General features: G+C 67.9%; 9 protein-coding genes and 1 pseudogene. 7 read left to right on the top strand and 3 right to left on the bottom strand.

Going from position 1 to position 18,079, the window contains the following annotated elements; translation table 11 throughout:
* The first annotated feature begins 23 nt into the window (after positions 1-23).
* Positions 24-2,477, top strand: a complete 2,454-nt coding sequence (locus A5745_RS21160; RefSeq protein WP_076118674.1) for a [protein-PII] uridylyltransferase — start codon at positions 24-26, stop codon at positions 2,475-2,477.
* A gap of 7 nt (positions 2,478-2,484) precedes the next feature.
* On the opposite strand, the gene A5745_RS21155 is transcribed toward A5745_RS21160, so the two are convergent.
* Both A5745_RS21155 and A5745_RS21150 read right to left on the bottom strand, forming a co-directional pair.
* Positions 2,485-4,179: a DEAD/DEAH box helicase gene (locus tag A5745_RS21155; RefSeq protein ID WP_076118672.1), complete on the bottom strand. Its 1,695-nt coding sequence runs from the start codon at positions 4,177-4,179 to the stop codon at positions 2,485-2,487.
* 117 nt (positions 4,180-4,296) lie between these two features.
* Entirely contained in the window at positions 4,297-5,094 is a 798-nt protein-coding gene (locus A5745_RS21150; RefSeq protein WP_076118670.1) for an alpha/beta hydrolase, read from the bottom strand.
* Between the two features lie 110 nt (positions 5,095-5,204).
* Between A5745_RS21150 and ffh the strand changes: the two genes are divergently transcribed.
* From ffh to A5745_RS21130, 4 genes and pseudogenes are all read left to right on the top strand, one after another.
* The gene (ffh, locus tag A5745_RS21145; RefSeq protein ID WP_076063169.1) at positions 5,205-6,770 is read left to right on the top strand and encodes a signal recognition particle protein; all 1,566 of its coding nucleotides are present in this window, start codon (positions 5,205-5,207) and stop codon (positions 6,768-6,770) included.
* 7 nt (positions 6,771-6,777) lie between these two features.
* Positions 6,778-7,854 carry an amidohydrolase family protein gene (locus tag A5745_RS21140; protein ID WP_076118668.1) on the top strand — a complete coding sequence of 359 codons (1,077 nt, stop codon included), beginning with the start codon at positions 6,778-6,780 and terminating at the stop codon, positions 7,852-7,854.
* A gap of 59 nt (positions 7,855-7,913) precedes the next feature.
* Positions 7,914-9,756, top strand: a pseudogene (locus tag A5745_RS21135) (amidohydrolase family protein).
* 9 nt (positions 9,757-9,765) lie between these two features.
* A complete protein-coding gene (locus A5745_RS21130; protein WP_076118664.1) occupies positions 9,766-10,368 on the top strand; it encodes a TetR/AcrR family transcriptional regulator in 603 nt (200 codons plus the stop codon).
* 7 nt (positions 10,369-10,375) lie between these two features.
* On the opposite strand, the gene A5745_RS21125 is transcribed toward A5745_RS21130, so the two are convergent.
* Positions 10,376-11,257, bottom strand: coding sequence for a D-alanyl-D-alanine carboxypeptidase family protein (locus A5745_RS21125; RefSeq protein ID WP_076118662.1), 882 nt, complete (start codon positions 11,255-11,257; stop codon positions 10,376-10,378).
* A gap of 122 nt (positions 11,258-11,379) precedes the next feature.
* Here A5745_RS21125 and A5745_RS21120 point away from each other — a divergent pair, with 122 nt between their 5' ends.
* Together A5745_RS21120 and A5745_RS21115 are read left to right on the top strand one after the other, a co-directional pair.
* Positions 11,380-12,780: an NAD(P)/FAD-dependent oxidoreductase gene (locus A5745_RS21120; RefSeq protein WP_076118800.1), complete on the top strand. Its 1,401-nt coding sequence runs from the start codon at positions 11,380-11,382 to the stop codon at positions 12,778-12,780.
* Positions 12,781-13,208: 428 nt separating this feature from the next.
* Positions 13,209-18,079, top strand: a 4,871-nt coding sequence (locus A5745_RS21115; protein WP_139329716.1) for a non-ribosomal peptide synthetase, incomplete at its 3' end; no start/stop codon positions are given.

The raw sequence follows: 18,079 nt of genomic DNA, 5'->3' as shown, positions 1-18,079 counted from the left end.
CGACCCGGACGGGCCGGGAGGGTATGAATCCGGACCCACCCGATCCGTCCGGGAGCGGAGCAGAAAGCGCCTGCGAGGCAGGCGATTTGGCCGAGGCGCGGCGCAAGCTGCTTTCCGATGGCGTTGGACTGCATGCTGCCGAGCTGCGGCACGCATGGCTGGATCTGCACGAGTCCTGGCTGACCGCCAAGGCGGCGGAGATCGGGATCACCGACGCCAGTGGTTTCGCGATCGTCGGGATCGGCGGCATCGGCCGCCACGAACTGCTGCCGTATTCCGATCTGGACCTAATGCTGTTGCACGACAACAAGTCTGCGGACGTGCTGCAGCGGGTCGCCGACAGGTTGTGGTATCCGTTGTGGGACGCCAACGTCCGGCTCGACCACAGCGTGCGAACGGTCTCCGGGGCGCTTGGCGTCGCCAATTCCGACATGATCGCGGCACTGGGCATGTTGGACGCCCGCCACATCGCCGGCGATCCCGAGCTGTCCGACGAATTGATCTCCGGCGCAAGAAAGCAGTGGCGCAGCGCAATTCGTTCCCGGATGGACGAGCTCGTCGAAATAACGCAGGCCCGCTGGCAGCGTTGTGGCCGGATATCGCAGCGGGCCGAGCCGGACCTGAAATCGGGCCGCGGCGGCCTGCGCGACGTGCAACTGCTCGACGCGCTGGGGGTCGCCCAGCTGATCGACCGTCACGGTATGGGCCGCCCGGAGACACCGGGGGGTTCACTGGACGATGCCTACCTGACGCTGCTCGATGTGCGCACCGAGCTGCACCGGGTGTCGGGGCGCGGACGCGATCAGCTGCTGGCCCAGTTCGCGGACGAGATCAGCGCTGCCTTGCACATCGGGGACCGATTCGACCTGTCGCGCAAGCTTTCCAGCGCCGGCCGCACCATCGGCTACCACGCCGAAACGGGGATGCGCACCGCGGAAAACGCGCTGCCGCGCCGCGGCGTGTCGGCTTTGGTGCGGCGCCCGAAACGGCGACCACTCGACGAGGGCGTGGTCGAGTACGCGGGCGAAATCGTGCTCGCCCGCGATGCCCAACCCGAAACCGACCCCGGCCTGGTGCTCCGCGTTGCGGCCGCATCGGCCGACACCGGATTGCCCATCGGCGCAGCCACATTGAACCGCCTGGCGACCGGGGCGCCCGAGCTGCCCACGCCCTGGCCGCGCGAGGCGCTGGACGACCTGCTGGTTGTGCTTTCCGCCGGGCCCACTACGGTGGCGACGATCGAAGCGCTCGACCGCACCGGGATATGGGAGCGATTGTTGCCGGAATGGGCTGCGATTCGCGACCTTCCGCCCCGCGACGTTGCACACAAGTGGACGGTCGATCGTCACGTGGTCGAGACCGCCGTCCACGCGGCACCACTGTCCACCCGCGTGGCGCGCCCCGACCTGCTCGCGCTCGGCGCGCTGCTGCACGACATCGGAAAGGGCCGGGGCGTCGATCACAGTGTGCTCGGCGCCGAGATGACGAGGGAGATCGGCGCCAGGCTCGGGATCGCGCCCCCCGACATCGAATTGCTCTCGAAACTGGTGCGCCACCACCTGCTGCTGCCGATCGTGGCCACTCGCAGCGACCTGAACGACCCCGCCACAATCGAGGGCGTATCCGAGGCACTCGGCGGGGATCCACAACTGCTCGAGGTGCTGCACGCGCTGACGGAAGCGGACTCCAAGGCCACCGGCCCCGGGGTGTGGAGCGAATGGAAGGCCCTGCTGGTCGACGATCTGGTGAGTCGCTGCCGGCTGGTGATGGCCGGTGAGCCCCTTCCGCGGGTCGAACCGACTGCGCCGCATTATCTTTCGCTGGCGACGGACCGCGGGGTACACGTGGAAATCACGCCCGTCGACGGCTCGCGCGCCTATCACGTCGTCATGGTCGCCGCGGACCAGCGGGGACTGGTGTCGAAGGCGGCCGCCGTGCTGGCACTGAACTCGCTGGGCGTCCATTCGGCGACGGTGAACAGCCACGAAGGAGTCGCGGTCACCGAATTCGTGGTGTCGCCGCACTTCGGCTCCCCGCCCGCGGCGGAATTGCTGCGCCAGCAGTTCGTGGGCGCCCTTGCCGGCGACATCGATGTCCTGGCGATGGTGGAGAAACGTCACGCCGAGGCCACGGCGTCGGCGCGGGCGGGTGAGGTACAGGCGGGAGCGCCCCTGACGCGTTCCACCGCCCCACCGCACATCCTGTGGCTCGACACCGCCTCCGACGGGCAGCTGGCCGTCGAGGTGCGCGCGATGGATCGGCCCGGCCTGCTGGCCCTGCTGACCCGGGCGCTGGAAAGGGCTGGGGCGGATATCGTTTGGGCGAAGGTCAACACGTTCGGGTCGACGGCCGCCGACGTGTTCTCGGTGGTGCTGCCGCCCGGGCCCGAGCCGGGCGGTGACGACACCGCGCGAGCCGAGGTGCAAAAACACCTGCTGGCCGTCCTAGGTGGCGCGGACGAAGTGGCGGTCATCTAGGCCGCAATCACGAGTGCTCCGAATTCAGTTGCCGCACAGCGGCGATGCGCGCCTTGAGCTGCTCGCGAGTTGCGGCGGCGATCGGCGGCCCCCCGCAGCGGCGCCGCAGTTCGTTGTGGATCCACCCGTGCGGTTTCCCGGTGCGGTGATGCGCTATCGACACTAAAGTGTTGAGTTCAGTGCGCAGTTCGCGCAGCTGCCCGTGCACCGTGACCGAGGCCATCGGCGCGCCTTGATTGGCGGCCGCCCGGCGCTGCAGCTGCTCGTCCTGGCGGCGGTGCAGCAGGGCGCGCATCTGCTCGGCGTCGAGTAAACCTGGGATGCCGAGGTAGTCGGCCTCCTCGTCGCTTCCGGCCGGTGTGGCGGTGCCGAACGAGGAGCCGTCGAAGATGACCTGGTCGAGTTCCGCGTCGGCGCCCAACGACGTGAAACCCTGGTCGGTTTCTGTCTTTTCGGTTTGTGCCCGCATTGCGGGATCCCCGTCGAGCGGGTCGCCTGTGTCGCGGTGTGGTTGGCCGAGCACGTGGTTGCGCTGCGCCTCCAACTCGCTCGCCAGCTGGAGCAGGTTGGGCACCGACGGCACGAAGATGCTCGCGGATTCGCCGGGCCGGCGAGACCGCACGAACCGGCCGACGGCCTGCGCGAAGAACAGCGGTGTCGAGGCGCTCGTCGCGTAGATTCCGACCGAAAGCCGTGGCACGTCAACGCCTTCGGAGACCATGCGCACCGCGACGAGCCACCGGCCGGTGCCTTCGGCGAATTTCGTGATGCGGGCCGAGGATCCCGGGTCGTCGGACAACACCACCGTCGGCGCCTCGGAGGTCAGCTTCTTCAGCAGGGCGGCGTACGCGCGCGCCGCGGCCTGATCGGAGGCGATGATCATGCCGCCGGCGTCGGGCACATGGGTGCGCAGCCCGCGCAGCCGCTGGTCGGCGGCGGCGATCACCGCGGGCATCCACTCGCCGGCGGGGTCCAGCGCCGTGCGCCACGCCCGCGCGGTCTGCTCGGCGGAGAGCGGCTCGCCGAGCCGTGCCGCGTGCTCCTCGCCGGCGCTGTCGCGCCAGCGCGCCTGCCCGGAGTAGGCGAGGAACACCACCGGCCGGACCACACCGTCGGCGAGCGCTTCGGCGTAACCGTAGGTGTGGTCGGCCTGCGACCGCAGCACCCCGTCGGCGCCCGGCTCGTACGTGACGAACGGGATGGGGCTGTCGTCGCTGCGAAAAGGCGTGCCCGTCAAGGCAAGTCGGCGGGTGGCGTCGCCGAAGGCTTCGCGAATGGCATCACCCCAGGTCTTGGCGTCACCGCCGTGATGGATCTCGTCGAAGATGACCAGCGTTTTGTGTTGCTCGGTGCGCACCCGGTGCAGGGTCGGATGCGCGGCGACCTGGGCGTAGGTGACCATCACACCGTGATACTCCGGCGAGGTCCGCGGGTTGGTGTTGGAGAATCGCGGGTCCAGGGCGAGACCGTGGCGCCCCGCGGCCTGCGCCCACTGGACCTTCAGGTGCTCGGTGGGGACCACGACGGTGATCTGCTCGACGGCGCGATGGGCGAGCAGTTCGGCCGCCACCCGCAGCGCGAACGTCGTCTTGCCGGAACCGGGGGTGGCCACGGCGAGGAAGTCGCGCGGCTGGGCGGCCAGATACTTCACCAACGCCCGGCGCTGCCAGCCCCGCAACGCATGGGCGCCAACCGGCTGCACAGACAAACTTCCCCCCGTAGCTGGTCACGCCCTGACAAGTCTTGCGCCCGGCCCGCGACGCGGCGGCGGGTGTGAAATGTAGCATGCCAACGCTTTTCGGTGCTGAAGCGACGCGACCTAGACGGCGTGGCCCGCCAGGTCGCGGGTTCGCAGCCACTCGTCGATTCGTGCGGCGACGTCGGGCCAGCCCGGTTCGAGCATCATGTTGTGTCCCATGTCGAAGAACTCCGGCTCGGTCGCATACGCGCGCGCCGTCGCACGCACCGCGCGCACGCTGACAAAGCCGTCGTGCAGGCCGCCTAGGACCAGGATCGGGGTGGTCACCCGCGCGGTATCGACCCGCCGCAACATCGGATCGGTCATCGCCGCGCGGATGCTCTCGGGCCCGGCGCGTTTCCAGCAGGATTCGACGACGGCCTCGGGCGTGTCGGCGCAGAAGAGGTATTCGCGGGCGAGCGCCTGGGTGCGCAGGAACTTGACCAACGTCGGGTCGTGAAACGAGTGCACCGTCATCCACGGCCGGCGACGCCAGACGCGCAGCGCCGCCCCGAGCACGCCCGACGGCGGCAGGGAGCCCACCAGCACCGCGGCCGGCGCGGTTCGGTCCTCGAGATAGCGCTGGATCGTGTAGCCACCCAGGGAATGGCCGATCAGCACCGGCGCGCCACCCAGGTCGTCGGCGACAGAACGGACGTCGTCGATGTAGTCGGCGATGGAAACGTGCTGCAGCGGCTTGGCAGTGGGGCTGGTGCCGTGCCCGCGCAGGCTCATCGCGACCGCGCGGTAGCCGGCGTCGGCGAAGAAGTCCAGGAAGCCGTCGTCCCAGCACCAGGCGCCGTGCCAGCCGCCGTGGACGAAAAGCAGCGGCACCGGATGCGCGTCGGTACAGCTTCCCTTGTCGATCACCTCGAGCATGAATCCGCAGTCTAGAACCCATCCGAACGTGCGGCTGGCCGCACGTGCGGCGTCGAATGTGCGGCTGGCCGCACACTCGGGCCGAACTTTCCAGCCGCTAGGCTGACGGGGTGTTTGAATCGCTGTCCGACCGATTGACCGGCGCCCTTGCCGGGCTGCGCGGCAAGGGCCGACTGACCGACGCCGACATCGAGGCCACCACCCGCGAAATCCGGCTCGCGCTGCTGGAAGCGGACGTTTCGCTGCCCGTGGTCCGGGCCTTCGTCGGCCGGATCAAGGACCGCGCCCGGGGCGCCGAGGTGTCCGGCGCGCTCAACCCTGCGCAGCAGGTCGTCAAGATCGTCAACGAAGAACTCATCGGCATCCTGGGCGGCGAAACCCGCCAGCTGGCGTTCGCGAAGGCGCCGCCGACCGTCGTGATGCTCGCCGGCCTGCAGGGTTCCGGTAAGACGTCGCTGGCCGGGAAGTTGGCCGCCTGGCTGCGCGGGCAGGGGCACACGCCGCTGCTGGTGGCCTGCGACCTGCAGCGTCCCGCCGCGGTGAACCAGCTGCAGGTCGTCGGCGAGCGCGCCGGCGTACCGGTGTTCGCGCCGCATCCCGGCGAGTCCCCGGAATCCGGACCCGGCGACCCGGTCGCCGTCGCGGCCGCGGGTCTCGAGGAGGCCCGGGCCAAACACTTCGACGTGGTCATCGTCGACACCGCCGGCCGGCTGGGCATCGACGAGGAGCTGATGGCCCAGGCGGCGGCCATCCGGGACGCCATCGATCCCGACGAGGTGCTGTTCGTCCTCGACGCGATGATCGGCCAGGACGCCGTCACCACCGCGGAGGCGTTCCGCGAGGGCGTCGGCTTCACCGGCGTGGTGTTAACCAAGCTCGACGGCGACGCCCGCGGTGGCGCCGCGCTGTCGGTCCGCGAGGTCACCGGTGTCCCAATCCTTTTCGCCTCCACGGGTGAGAAGCTCGAGGACTTCGACGTCTTCCACCCCGATCGCATGGCCAGCCGCATCCTGGGCATGGGCGACGTGCTGAGCCTGATCGAACAGGCCGAACAGGTCTTCGACGCCGAGCGGGCCGAGGCCGCCGCGGTCAAGATCGGTGCCGGCGAGCTGACGCTCGAGGATTTCCTGGAGCAGATGCTCGCCATCCGCAAGATGGGCCCGATCGGCAACCTCCTGGGCATGCTGCCCGGCGCCGGGCAGATGAAGGAGGCGCTGGCCGAGGTCGACGACCGCCAGCTCGACCGGTTGCAGGCCATCATCCGCGGCATGACGCCGCAGGAGCGCGCTGACCCCAAGATCATCAACGCCTCGCGGCGGCTGCGCATCGCCAACGGCTCGGGCGTGACGGTGTCCGAGGTCAATCAGCTGGTCGACCGCTTCTTCGAGGCCCGCAAGATGATGTCGTCCATGCTGGGCGGCATGGGAATCCCCGGTATCGGCCGCAAGTCCGCGACGCGAAAGAGCAAGGGCGCCAAGGGCAAAAAGGGCAAGAAGGGTGGGCGGGGACCGACCCCGCCCAAGGTCCGCAACCCGCTGGGCGCCGGCATGCCGGGCATGGCGGGGATGCCCCCGGGGTTCCCCGACCTGTCGCAGATGCCCGAGGGCCTCGACGAGCTGCCGCCCGCGCTGGCCGACTTCGACCTGTCCAAGCTGAAGTTCCCGGGCAAGAAGTAGCCGCACCGTGCGCCTGCACGTGCGAGGTCTGGGCCTGCCCGACGAGACCGAGATTCAGCTGTGGATCGTCGACGGCCGCATCAGCACCGAGCCGGTCGCCGGGGCCGACACCGTTTTCGGGGCCGGCTGGATCCTGCCGGGATTGGTGGACGCGCACTGCCACGTCGGGCTTGGTCACCACGGCGAGATCCCGATCGAGGAGGCGATCGCCCAGGCCGAGACCGAACGCGACATCGGCGCGCTGCTGCTGCGTGACTGCGGCGCGCCGACCGACACCCGCAGCCTCGACGACCACGACGACCTGCCCCGCATCATCCGCGCCGGAAGGCACCTGGCCCGGCCCAAGCGCTACCAGGCGGGCTTCTCCGTCGAGCTCGAGGACGAATCCCAGCTGCCGGCGGCGGTGGCCGAGGAGGCCAGGCGCGGCGACGGCTGGGTCAAGCTGGTCGGCGACTGGATCGACCGCGGCGTCGGTGACCTCGCCCCGCTGTGGTCCGACGACGTGCTGGCGGCCGCGATCGACACCGCGCACGCCAACGGCGCCCGCGTCACCGCCCACGTCTTCAGCGACGAGGCGATGCCCGGCCTGATCAAGGCCGGCATCGACTGCATCGAACACGGCACCGGGCTCACCGACGACACCATCGCGCTGATGCTCGAGCACGGAACGGTGTTGGTGCCCACGCTGGTCAACATCACCGAAAACTTTCCGGGCATCGCCGAGGCCGCCAAGCGCTATCCGACCTACGCCGCCCACATGCGCGACCTGCACGCCCGCTGCCGTGAGCGGGTCGCGGCGGCCCTGGACGCGGGAATCCCGATGTATGCCGGTAGCGATGCGGGCAGCATGGTCGCGCACGGCCGGATCGCCGACGAGGTCGAAGCCCTCAAGGGGATCGGGATGAGCCCGACGCAGGCTTTGGGCGCGGCCTGCTGGGATGCCCGTCGTTGGCTGGGCCGCCCCGGTCTGGATCACGGGGCCTCGGCCGACCTGTTGTGCTACACCGACGATCCACGCGAGGGTCCCGGCGTGCTGAACCGGCCCGACCTGGTGATCCTGCGCGGCGCCATGTTTCGGCCCTGACCTGCGCATTCGCCGCGTGGCAGGCAATTTCTCAAAAAGATTGCGAGCGCTTGCTATCTATGTTACAGTCGTCGCAACCCAATGAACCGGAGGAAGACAGTGACCTACGACGTGATCATTCGCGATGGATTGTGGTTCGACGGCACCGGCGGTGCCCCGCAAACCCGCACGCTCGGGATTCGCGACGGCGTGGTGGCCACGGTCGCGGGCCCCTCGGACGCGCCGCTGGACGAGACCGGTTGCCCCGAGGTGATCGACGCGGCGGGCAAGTGGGTGATGCCCGGCTTCATCGACGTGCACACCCACTACGACGCCGAGGTGCTGCTGGATCCCGGGCTGCGGGAGTCGGTACGCCACGGTGTGACCACGGTGCTGCTGGGCATGTGCTCGCTGTCGACGGTGTATGCCGACTCCGAGGATGCCGCCGACCTGTTCAGCCGGGTCGAGGCCGTGCCGCGCGAGTACGTCCACGGCGCGCTGGCCAGTAACCGGACCTGGACCACCGCCGCCGAATACATCGCGGCCGTCGACTCGCTGCCGCTCGGGCCGAATGTCAGCTCGCTGCTTGGTCATTCGGACCTGCGCAGCGCGGTGCTGGGGCTCGACCGGGCGACCGACGCCACCGTCAAGCCCACCGACGCCGAACTGGAGAAGATGGCGACCTTGCTCGACGAGGCGCTCGAGGCCGGGATGCTGGGCATGTCCGGCATGGACGCGGCGATCGACAAGCTCGACGGCGAACGCTTCCGGTCGCGGGCGCTGCCGTCCACCTTCGCGACCTGGCGGGAACGGCGCCGGCTGATCAAGGTGCTGCGCAAGCGCGGGCGGATCCTGCAGAGCGCGCCCGACGTCGAGAACCCCGCGTCGGCGCTGATGTTCTTCCTGACCAGCAGCCGAATGTTCGGACGCCGCAAGGGAGTTCGGATGAGTCTGTTGGTGTCCGCCGACGCCAAGTCGAACCCGCTGGCCGTCTACGTGTTCGGGCCGGCGACTCGCCTGGCGAACAAGCTGCTGGGCTCGAGCGTGCGGTTCCAGCACCTGCCGGTGCCGTTCGAGTTGTACTCCGACGGAATCGACCTGCCGGTCTTCGAGGAATTCGGCGCCGGCACGGCCGCCCTGCATCTGCGCGACCAGTTGGAGCGCAACGAGCTGCTGGCCGACCGGGACTACCGCCGCAAGTTCCGCAAAGAGTTCGACCGCGTCAAACTCGGACCGTCGCTGTGGCACCGCGACTTCCACGACGCGGTCATCGTTGAGTGCCCCGATAAGTCGTTGATCGGCAAGAGCTTTGGCACGATCGCCGACGAACGCGGGCTGCACCCGCTCGACGCGTTCCTCGATGTGCTCGTCGAAAACGGCGAACGCAACGTGCGCTGGACAACCATCGTGGCCAACCACCGGCCCAAGCTGCTCAACGCGCTCGCCAAGGAGGAAAGCGTGCACATGGGCTTCTCGGACGCCGGTGCCCACCTGCGCAACATGGCCTTCTACAACTTCCCGATCAAGCTGCTCAAGCGAACTCGCGACGCCCACCGCGCGGGCGCGCCGTTCATGTCCACCCAACACGCGGTGCACCGGCTGACCGGCGAGCTGGCCGAGTGGTTCGGACTCGACGCCGGCACGCTGCGCGAGGGCGACCGCGCGGACTTCGTGGTGATCGACCCGGCCGGCCTGAACGACTCGGTCGACGGCTACTACGAGGAGGAGGTTCCCTTCTACGGGGGCCTGCGGCGCATGGTCAATCGCAACGACGAGGCCGTCGTCGCGACCGGTGTCAACGGCGCCGTCGTCTTCCAGAAGGGCCAATTCCGCGACGGCTACGGCCAGACCGCCAAATCGGGCCGGTACCTGCGGGCCGGTGCGCGACCGCGGCGCGAGCAGCGCTCGGCCGCGCTGGTGTGAGCGACTGAGATGGCCAGGACGCAGCAGCAACGCCGCGAGGAGACCATCGGACGGCTCCTCGAGGCGTGCATCGCCAGCATCATCGAGGTCGGCTACGCCCGCGCCTCGGCGGCCGTGATCACCAAGCGCGCCGGCGTCTCCGTGGGTGCCCTGTTCCGGCACTTCGAGACGATGGGCGACTTCATGGCCGCCACCGCATCGGAGGTGCTGCGCCGGCAGGTTGAGTCATTCACCAAGCAGGTCGCCGAAATCCCGGCCGACCGCCCGGCGCTGGAAGCCGCGCTGACGATCCTGCGCGACATCACCAGCGGCCCGACCAACGCGGTGCTGTACGAGCTGATGGTCGCCGCCCGCACCGACGAGAAGCTCAACGCGCATCTGGCCGACGTGATGGCCCAGTACTCGGCGAAGATTCTCGACGCCGCGCGCACCCTGCCCGGCGCGGAAACCATCCCGGAGGACACCTTTCCGGTTCTGGTGGCATTGCTGACCAACGTCTTCGACGGGGCGGCAATCGTGCGAGGGGTGCTGCCAGAACCGGATGTGGAGGAGCGCCGGATCGCGCTGCTGACCGCGCTGATAACCGGGTTGTTGCCGAACGAGACTGTGTGACAAGCGGTTACAGCGCGCCGATACCGGTCTCCGGGTTGAGCGCGAAACCCCAGTCGAACAGGCTTGCCGCCTGATCCCAATACGTGGGCCCGCCCTGCTTCACCATCCCGTACATCATGGCGATCACCAGGCGGCGACCACCGCGGGCCGCGGCGCCGACGAAGGTCTTGCGGGCCGCGTTGGTGAACCCGGTCTTGCCGCCGATGGCGCCGGGATAGCGCTGTAACAGTTCGTCCTGGTTGGTGATCGGTTCGTCGCCGTGATCGCCGGGGAACGTCGCCGACGGCTCGGCGGTGATGTGCGCGAACATCGGATTGGCCATTGCGGCCCGGAAGATGACGGCCAGGTCGTGGGCCGTGGAGGCCCCGGAGCCGCCGGGCCCGTCCAGCCCCGATGGCGTCGCCGCGTGGGTGTTGGTCGCCCCGAGTGAGGCCGCTTTGGCGTTCATCTTGCCGACCGCGACGTCCGCGCCGCCGAGCTGGTGTGCCAGCGCGTTGGCGGCATCGTTGCCGGAAACCAGCAGCAGCCCGTCGAGCAGTTGGCGCGCGGTATAGGTGCGGCCGGGTTTGACGCCGACACAGTTGCACTCGACCTGGGTATCGGCGACGTCGGCGACGACGGTGGAATCCAAGCTCAGCTCGTCCAGGGCAACCAACGCCAACAGCACCTTGATGGTGCTCGCGGGCGGGTGGGCCACGTTCTGGTCACGGCCGGCCAGCACCTGACCGCTGTCGAGGTCGGCCACGATCCAGGTCTGGGCCGGGCCGTCGGGAATCGGGACCGAGCCGGCAGGCTGCATGCTGTCGGCCCCCGCGGTGGCCGGGCTGACAGTGGCACCCAAGGTGCCGACCGTGAGCGCAGCGGCGGCCGCGGCGATGAGTTTCCGCATGGGCGCAAAGTTTAACGTCCAGCGGCTCTGACTCAATGAACCGGCGGCTGGTCCGGATCGTGATAACCACGGTGGCGGTCGTACTGGCCGGCACCTCATCGGGTTCTTGCGAGGGAGTGCCGATGAGTAAGCGGGGGCGGCGAGCCGTTGTCTGTGGTGCGAGTATGGCCGGGCTGCTGGCCGCTCGGGTGCTGTCGGACTTTTACGAGACGGTCACGCTCGTCGAGCGCGACCGACTCCCCGACGGTGCTGAGCAGCGTCGAGGCGTACCCCAGGGACGGCATTTCCATGCCCTGCTGAGCACAGGGTCGAAAGCCCTGGGCGAGCTATTTCCGGGTCTGCTCGACGAGCTCGTCGCCGGCGGCGCGAACGTCCTCGACAATGAGCCCTCGCGCGTGTATGTCCGGTTGGGGCGCCACGAGCTTGACCTCTCGGGCAAATTCGCCGACCCGGCGTCGCTGGTCTTGTATCAACCGAGCCGGCCGTTTTTGGAGTCCCATGTCAGGCGACGGGTCCGTGACCTCACGAACGTGTGCTTCCTGGAGGGCCACGATGTCGTCGAGCCGATCGGAGACCGGCCGGATCGGGTCACGGGTGTGCGGGTGGTCAACCGCGCCACGGGTGTGCAAACCGCGCTGGAAGCCGACATGGTGGTCGATGCGACGGGCCGCTCCGCGCGCATGCCGGCGTTCCTGGGCAAGCTTGGCTACCAGCGACCGCTCGAGCAGCGGTATCCGGTGCAGCTGAGCTATGCCAGCCAATTTCTGCGGATTCCCGCGGGCATCCTGGGTGAGAAATTGGGCTTCTCGGTCGGCCCGACGCCCGAACGACCCACCGGGGTGGTGGCCGTGGCCTACGAGCACGGCACCTGGATTTTGACTTTGTTCGGCGTGGGCGGTGTCGAGCTGCCCCATGATCTGCCTGGCGTCATCGAGTGCGCTGCGCAGTTCGCGCCGCCTTTTCTGATCGCTGCGCTGCGGGCCGCCGAGCCCCTGGGTGCACTGTCGTTGCAGCATTACCCGGCCAGCACGTGGCGGCGCTATGACAAGATGCGCCGATTCCCGGCGGGGCTGCTGGTGATGGGTGATGCGATCTGCAGCTTCAACCCGGTCTACATGCAGGGCATGACGATGGCCGCGCAGCAGGCCCTCGCCCTTCGAAACTGCCTGGCCGACGGCGAGGGCGACGTCCGTCGGCGCTTCTTCAGACAGACCGCCAAGCAGATCGCGCCCGTTTGGCGGGGGAACCGGCTCAGCGATTTCACCGTGTCCCAGGCGGGCGGTTGGCGTTGGGTGCTGAGGCGCTTGATGACCTGGCCGATGGACAAGGCCCAGGCGGCTGCCGCGACCGATCCGGTAATCGCCGAAGAACTGCTTCGTGTGATGCACTTTGTCGACCCGCCAGCCCGGCTGATGCGGCCCTCGTTCCTGATCCGCCTGGTCACCGCCAACCGCCGATCCGGAATGGCCAAGCGTCCGCCGACACTGCACGCGGCACCTGACGCCGGGGTTCATGGAACATGATCGCTCCGCGACCGCGGAACTTTCTCTGACCGCACTGCTGGCGAAGCCCACGGCCGGGCAACCCAGCGCCGTTGTCGTAGACCGCCCCGGTTGCCGAAGGGCTGATTCGTAAGCGCGTCCTCGAGCCGATTGAACCGACCGGCGCCGATGCTCGTGTCTAGGTGTGGTTGGGGAGTTTAAGTGTCATCGCCGCCGGGGGGCATGCCACCGCAACGTCGCGCAGCATGAGGTCGTCGAATGATTTTGAGGTTTCCGGGATTTGAGGCCTTCGAGTTCAAGGCCACCAGCCGCCATTTGGCACGGCTGCTCGAGGGCTGCGCGTATTTGACCGCCTTTGGCGAGGCGAACGACAGCCTTATTGCACGAAAGTCAGTAAGGCGCTTGCGATCCCGCCGGCACGCCAGCCCTGAATAGGGTCCGCCGTCATCATGCTCAACTACGGCACGCAGCCAGACTTCGTCGGACCACTAACCGCGGCTCAGCGGTCGATATGGGCTGCCCAACAGCTCCAGCCCGAAATCCCTTACAACTTCGCCGCTTTTCTGCCGATCGATCACGATGTCGACGCCGACAGGCTCATCGATGCCTGCGAATCGGCGGCAACGCGGTTCGGCACGCCATGCGCTCGGCTAGCCCTCGCCGACGGCGAACCGGTCTTCATCGTCGACCGCTCCCTTACCCAGACGGGAATCACCGACTGCATCGATCTGCGCGCCGAGCGCGACCCGGTAGCCGCCGCTCGCAGTTGGATGAACCACGACTACCGCCAACCAGTCGACCTGCTCCATGACCGACTCACAAACTTCACACTGCTGCGGATCACCGACAACCTGTCGTATTTCTACCTGCGTACCCACCACCTGCTCTGCGACGGGTACGGCGCCAACAATTTCGTCCGGCACATCGCCGCCGTCTACTCCGGGTCCGCGCCCGAACGCGGCGAAGTCGACTTTTCCGAGTTCGCCCTGCTCCATGAAGCCGACCGGGAATACCGGCAGTCTTCGCGCAGTCACGCTGACGCCGAGTTTTGGAAGAGCGTCGTGCGCGGACCTCTGGACATTATCGACTTGGGCGGGACGCGGAGGTCGGTGCCACCGCGCCACCCCCTGGTGCGCGAGCTGGCGTGCGGTCAGGGATTCTCGGCGTCCCCGCATGACCAGTTCGATGTCGCGAGGTTTGTCGCCGCAATGACGGTGTTTATCGCGAAAACCACAGGGCGCCAAACCATCTCGTTGTCATTGCCGGTTTCGGCGCGCACGACGGCGGCGCTGAAAACATGTGCCGGCATGGTGTCCAACATGGTGCCGCTGCTGATCGACGTCGAGGACCGCGACACTCTTGGTGCACTGACCGATCGAGCCACCAAGGCTTTGGTCGGTGCGCTGCGCCACCAACAATTCCGGCATTGGCCGGACCTGATCGCCGGCACAACCCGTGTCGACATGAACGTCGAGTTCGGCGCGGCCATCAACGTGCTCGACTTCATTGCCCCGCTTCGTTTCGGGCCGTCGGAGACGGCGTACAACGTATTGAGCATCTATCCCATTCAGGACATTGCCGTCAACATCTATCCGCGGCTGGGCGACGGCACGCCACGAATTCAGTTGATGTGGAATCCCGACCGCTACACCTCCGACGAAATCGGCAGGCACACAAGGCGTCTGGAAATGCTGCTGGACCGCCTCTTGGTGGCGGATGCGTCGCTGGTCGTGGCTGAGGTGTCGGTTCTGGATCGCGATGAGCGCGAGCTGGTGTTGTCGGCGTGGTCCGGTGCTGGGGTGGGCGCGCCGATTGGGGTGGCGCCGCAGTTGTTGGCGGCGACGGTCGCCGCCGATCCCGATGCGGCGGCCGTGATCGACGGCACCCGGGAGCTGTCGTATCGCGAGCTTGACGAGTGGTCGACGCGGTTGGCGCGGGTACTGATCGAGGCCGGGGTGGGTCCCGAGCGTGCTGTGGGGGTGGCGATGGACCGCTGTGTGGAGTTGGTCGCGGTGTGGTGGGCCGTGGTCAAGGCCGGCGGTGTGTACGTGCCGGTCGACCCGGTCCACCCGGCCGAGCGGATCGCCACGGTGCTAGATGCGGTGGACGCCGTGTGTTTGTTGACCTGTGGCGTCGACACGGTGCCCGGGGGCGGGACGCGCCCGGTGCTGCGCGTCGACCATCTGGACATGTCGGATCGCGCGCCTGAGCCGATTACCGACGCCGATCGCCTCGCGCCGCTGGGCGTGGATAACACCGCCTACGTCATGTTCACCTCAGGATCCACCGGCGCACCCAAGGGGGTGGCGGTCAGTCACGCCGGTCTGCTGGGGCTAGCCGCGGCGCAACGCGCGATATATGGCCTGGGCGCGAGTGCGCGGGTGCTGATGGTGGCGGCACCGACCTTCGATGCGTCGATCTTCGATTGGTTGTGGGCGGCGGGATCCGGAGCGGCGTTGGTGGTCGCGCCGCCGCAGGTGTACGCCGGGGAGGCGTTGACCGCGTGGGTACAGGACCAGCGTGTCAGCGCGGCGGCGTTGACCCCGACGGTGCTGTCGTCCCTGGATCGGACCCGGCTCGACGGGCTGGACACGCTAATCACGATGGGAGAGGCCTGCTCCGCGGAAGTGGTGGCCGCCTGGGCCCCAGGCCGGCGGATGTTCAACGGCTACGGTCCCACCGAGTCCACCATCTGCTCCACCTCCACCGCGCCGCTGTCGCCGGGGCAGCCGGTCAGCATCGGCGCTCCGATCCCGGGGGTATGCGCGCTGGTGCTCGATGCACGGTTGAACCCGGCGCCGATCGGGGTGGTGGGCGAGCTGTATCTCGGTGGGCCCGCGCTGGCGCACGGCTACGTGGGCCGCGCCGAGTTGACCGCGGAACGGTTCGTGGCCAATCCGCACGGAGGTGGTGGCGCACGGATGTATCGCACGGGCGACCTGGTGCGGTGGACCTCCGCCGGCACTCTCGATTACCTGGGTCGGCCCGATACCCAGATCAAACTGCGCGGGCAGCGCATCGAACTTGGCGAAATCGAAAACTCCCTGCTGGCCTGCCCGCAGGTCACCCAGGCCGCCGTCGCCGTGCACCACAACTCCGCCGGCACACACCTGATCGCCTACATCACCCTCGAACACACCGCGACCGCGGATCACGTCGCCGAAAGCGTCGAACAGTGGCAACACGTGAACGACCAGCTCTACGGCGCCGAGGTCGGGGACTTCGGCAGGGATTTCCGGGGCTGGAACAGCAGCTACACCGATGAGCCGATCCCGCTCGAGGAGATGGTCGAGTGGCGCTCGGCCACGGTGGATCGGATCATCGCCCTCGAGCCCAGACGGGTATTGGAAATCGGCGCGGGCTCCGGACTGATCTTGTCGCAGATCGCCCCTCAGTGTGAGCACTATGTCGCCACCGACATTTCGCCGGTCGCCATCGACAATCTGGCCCACGTGCTGGAGCAATTGCAGATTCCATGGCGTGATCGAGTCGAGCTACTGACACAGCCCGCGCACGTCGCCGAGGGTTTGCCCCGGCGCCATTTCGACACCGTCATTCTCAATTCGGTCGTCCAGTATTTCCCCAATGCGGACTATCTGGCCGAGATCATCGATTACGCCGTGGATCTGCTAGCGCCCGGCGGGAGATTGTTCATCGGCGATGTGCGCAACCACACGCTGCAAGGCGCATTGCAAACTGGAGTCGCGCTCGCCCGCGCCACCGCCACCGACACCGCTGAGATCCGGGCACGCGTCTATCGCGCCATGGTCAGCGAGCCCGAATTGCTGTTGGCCCCAGAGTTTTTCACCACCTGGGCCGCCGACCATCCGCACGTGGCCGGACTAGCCATCGAAGTCAAACGTGGATTGGCCGATAACGAACTCATCCGCTACCGCTATGACGTCATCGTCCACAAAGCCCCCACCCCGCTGCGCTCACTGGCCACCGCACCCACCTGGACGTGGGCCCATTGCGAAGGCCTGAACGGGTTGCAAGACCGATTGATATCCCAACATCCGGCCACTGTTCGCGTTACCGACATCCCGCGCGCCGGACTGATCACCGACGTCCGCGTCGAAGCCGCCGTGGCCGCCGGACGGTCCCTAGCCGACGCGCTAGCTGATGCCACCGCCGAGGCCGCCGACGCCGTTGTGCCCGAAGCGTTGTACCGCCTCGGCGAGACCACCGGATACCAGGTGGCGGTGACCTGGGGTGCCCAGCCCGGCACTGTGGAGGCGGTTTTCATCATCCCCATCGGCCCGCACCCACCTGCAGTCACCGACGTGTATCTGTCGCCCGCTCGCCTGCGCGGCACCAATGCCAATGACCCGCAAACCAACATCAAGATCAGCGCAGTGCGTGAGTGGTTGAACGCACGGCTGCCCGATTACATGATGCCGGCCCAGATCATGGTGCTCGACGAGTTCCCGTTGACCTCCTCGGGCAAGATCGACCGCAGGGCCCTGCCGGCACCGATATTTGCCGCGGCATCTTTCCGGGCGCCGCAGTCCGAGAACGAAAAAATCGTTGCCCAGGTGTTCAGCGAAGTGTTGGGCCTGGACCGGGTCGGGCTGGACGACGATTTCTTCGCCCTCGGTGGCGATTCGTTGATCGCAACACGGGTGACCGCGCGCCTGCAGTTGACGTTGGGCAGGGAAGTGCCGGTGCGGTACCTGTTTGAGGCTTCCACCGTCGGTCAGCTCGCCGACTATCTGGACCGTCATCGTGGCGGGCCTGGCGTCCCGCCGCTGCGGGCGATGCCGCGCCCGGCCCGGGTTCCGTTGTCGTTTGCCCAGCAGCGGTTGTGGTTCCTCAACCAGTTCGAGGGCCAGGTTCCGACCTATAACATGCCGACCGCGTTTCGGATCGACGGGGCGCTGGATGTCGACGCGTTGGGTGCGGCCCTGGATGACGTCATCGCCCGCCACGAATCGCTGCGCACCATATTTCGCGCAATCGACGGAGTGCCGTTCCAAGAGGTGTTGCCGGCCCAGGCTGGCATGTGGCGGCGCGGCGGCCCAGCGGTGGTGTCGTTGCCCGAGCGCGATGTGCGCGGCGAGTTGATGGCCCTGGCGGGGTACCGATTCGATTTGTCGACCGAGATCCCCATTCGCGCGCAGATCTATTCGGTGGGGCGCGAGCAGTATGTCGTGGGGATTGTATTGCACCACATAGCTTTTGACGGATGGTCACCGGCGCCGATGGTCAGGGATGTGGGCCAGGCGTATCGGGCGCGGCGGATGGGTCGGGTGCCGGGGTGGGTGCCGTTGGGGGTGCAGTATGCGGATTATGCGTTGTGGCAGCGGGGGTGGTTGGGGTC

Origin of the sequence: Mycobacterium sp. IS-2888 (genome assembly GCF_001954215.1) — a bacterium.
Classification (GTDB): domain Bacteria; phylum Actinomycetota; class Actinomycetes; order Mycobacteriales; family Mycobacteriaceae; genus Mycobacterium.
Note: the sequence above shows the minus strand (reverse complement) of the source record. Positions and strands in the feature narration are given on the sequence as shown.

Bases quoted from the DNA above. Each gene is read 5' to 3' on its own strand.
- A5745_RS21120 (WP_076118800.1), top strand. From the start codon at position 11,380: ATGAGTAAGCGGGGGCGGCGAGCCGTTGTCTGTGGTGCGAGTATGGCC.
- A5745_RS21150 (WP_076118670.1), bottom strand. From the start codon at position 5,094: ATGCTCGAGGTGATCGACAAGGGAAGCTGTACCGACGCGCATCCGGTG.
- A5745_RS21130 (WP_076118664.1), top strand. From the start codon at position 9,766: ATGGCCAGGACGCAGCAGCAACGCCGCGAGGAGACCATCGGACGGCTC.
- A5745_RS21160 (WP_076118674.1), top strand. From the start codon at position 24: ATGAATCCGGACCCACCCGATCCGTCCGGGAGCGGAGCAGAAAGCGCC.
- A5745_RS21125 (WP_076118662.1), bottom strand. From the start codon at position 11,257: ATGCGGAAACTCATCGCCGCGGCCGCCGCTGCGCTCACGGTCGGCACC.